The sequence below is a fragment of the Nostoc flagelliforme FACHB-838 genome (genome assembly GCF_014698065.1).
Lineage (GTDB): Bacteria > Cyanobacteriota > Cyanobacteriia > Cyanobacteriales > Nostocaceae > Nostoc > Nostoc flagelliforme_B.
On the sequence record NZ_JACJSI010000693.1, the window covers coordinates 1 to 1,803 of the forward strand.

Sequence of the window (1,803 nt, forward strand, 5' to 3'; positions counted from 1 at the left end):
TTCTTGTAGTTCTGCGATCGCCGCTTGTAAATGCTGGTTTATCATTGTTCGCTGTTAGACAGATATACACCTCCGTATTATCTCATAGCCTTTTTCAGAAATCAAATATGATTCCTATATTTGATTTTTGAATAAAACTCAGTACACCTTAGTTCTCTGTAATCTTCTTGGGTATTGCTTTTTGCCTCTTGCCTGTGTACGCAAACAATTTCAGGAATCAAACCGGATTCCTATAGTTCTGTTGTCGCAATATTAAGAAAGCATAATCTTAACTGCACTACACCTCGTACCCAAAAGCCTTACAAATAATAATGGATTTGCCCTTATCAAGCGTGCCATTTAAATATGAACTTTAATCCATAACTAACAAAAATAGCTGTGTTTCCTTGCACTAATCTATACTCTGATTAACGTGTCATTCAAATTCCTATGAGTTGCGAACATTTAGACAATCTGACTGCGGAAACTCTGATTTCTAAAGCAAACTACCCAGTATTCCGTTGTGAAGAGTGTATCCAAATCAACAGTCGCTGGGTGCATCTCCGTATTTGTCAAAGTTGCGGAAAGATGCTGTGCTGTGATTCTTCCCTTCATCAACATGCCCGACGGCATTACGAGGAAACTGGACATTCAGTGATTAGCTCGCCTGAGTTAGGAGAAGAGTGGTTATGGTGTTTTCTAGACGAGCAGGTAAAGAACTATTAAACTGAGCAATGTACTCCGATCAGTTTCAATTTCAAACTAATAAGATAACAGTTAGATATATCATCATCTTAAAATTTAAAGAGGAGCTTCCTCAACGAGCGCTCGTCAATCTGAGCTTGCTATCCAGCGCCATCAATATCTGGTAGGCGGCCTTCACGCGAGCCGCGATGGGATAGTTTTTGTTTGCCATCATCACGATACCGATGCCCTTGACGGGAACAAAGACAACATAGGCACCGAACCCATTCGTCGAGCCAGTTTTGTTGATCAGCACATTCTGCTGCGGTGACAGAGGCAAAGCAAGTCTGGTCACCTCGTTGACCTTGAGGCTGACTTGCGACGAGTTCCCCGCAAGCAGTCGGTTGAGATTTATTGGATAGGTATACATCTCCCATCCTAGTCCCTGCGTCATGTCGCCGACCTTGAAGTATCCGATGTGCGTTCCGGCAATCGCGCGTTGGAGAGTTTCGTTCAAGTCTGTGCCGTTCATATTTGCCTCGACGAAGTGGATCATGTCGGAGGCAGTTGTCTTCACGCCATAGGCTTCCGAATCCAGAACGCCAGGACTGACTCGGATCGGCTTGTTATCTTTTGAGTAGCCATAAGCGTATTTACCCATCTGGTTTTGCGGAACCTTGAGGTAAGTACGCGTCAAGCCAAGCTTCGGGAAAAGCTTCTTTTCCAATTATTCTCCTCCATAATGGGTCGAATCGCTTCGGTCATGATTTGCTCAAATTGGCTTTGGTCTTTGCTATCGGCAGCTTGGGCGTATGCGCCCAAGAAAAAGCTTGTGGCAGCAATAATTCCAACCTTCAAAACGGAAATCTTTCTCATAACAGATACAGTGAGTCGATTAGGTTTGCCCCCATCTGAAAGTTCCCAATTTATTTATCTAGTAATTCTAATCTTACGGGGCTACAACTAGAGCGACGCTCCTGCATCGTAGCCTCGTTACTGTACGTTCGCTCTAAAAGCAAAACTTAGTGCATCGTCCATCGGTGATAGGTTAAGATAAAGCACATTTTGTCAATCAGTTAAAATACTCAAAATAAGTTAAATGAAAACGATAATCGTGCAGGTGGGAGGGGAAGGAGGCGA

At 43.4% G+C, this 1,803-nt stretch carries 2 protein-coding genes and 1 pseudogene; 1 reads left to right on the forward strand and 2 read right to left on the reverse strand.

The window, feature by feature from the left end:
- Window positions 1-429 precede the first annotated feature (429 nt).
- Entirely contained in the window at window positions 430-705 is a 276-nt protein-coding gene (locus H6G97_RS50790) for a UBP-type zinc finger domain-containing protein (protein ID WP_190947741.1), read from the forward strand.
- A gap of 91 nt (window positions 706-796) precedes the next feature.
- Here H6G97_RS50790 and H6G97_RS50795 read toward each other — a convergent pair.
- Together H6G97_RS50795 and H6G97_RS51790 are read right to left on the reverse strand one after the other, a co-directional pair.
- Window positions 797-1,390, reverse strand: a pseudogene (locus H6G97_RS50795) (serine hydrolase); the annotation flags it as partial.
- Window positions 1,357-1,539 (reverse strand): hypothetical protein, encoded by a 183-nt coding sequence (locus H6G97_RS51790; protein ID WP_199350209.1) that lies wholly within the window; start codon window positions 1,537-1,539, stop codon window positions 1,357-1,359. The pseudogene H6G97_RS50795 and the gene H6G97_RS51790, both read right to left, overlap by 34 nt.
- Window positions 1,540-1,803 lie beyond the last annotated feature (264 nt).

What these genes read in the sequence shown, in the direction of transcription:
- H6G97_RS51790 (WP_199350209.1), bottom strand. Translation starts at nt 1,539, where the DNA reads ATGAGAAAGATTTCCGTTTTGAAGGTTGGAATTATTGCTGCCACAAGC.
- H6G97_RS50790 (WP_190947741.1), top strand. Translation starts at nt 430, where the DNA reads ATGAGTTGCGAACATTTAGACAATCTGACTGCGGAAACTCTGATTTCT.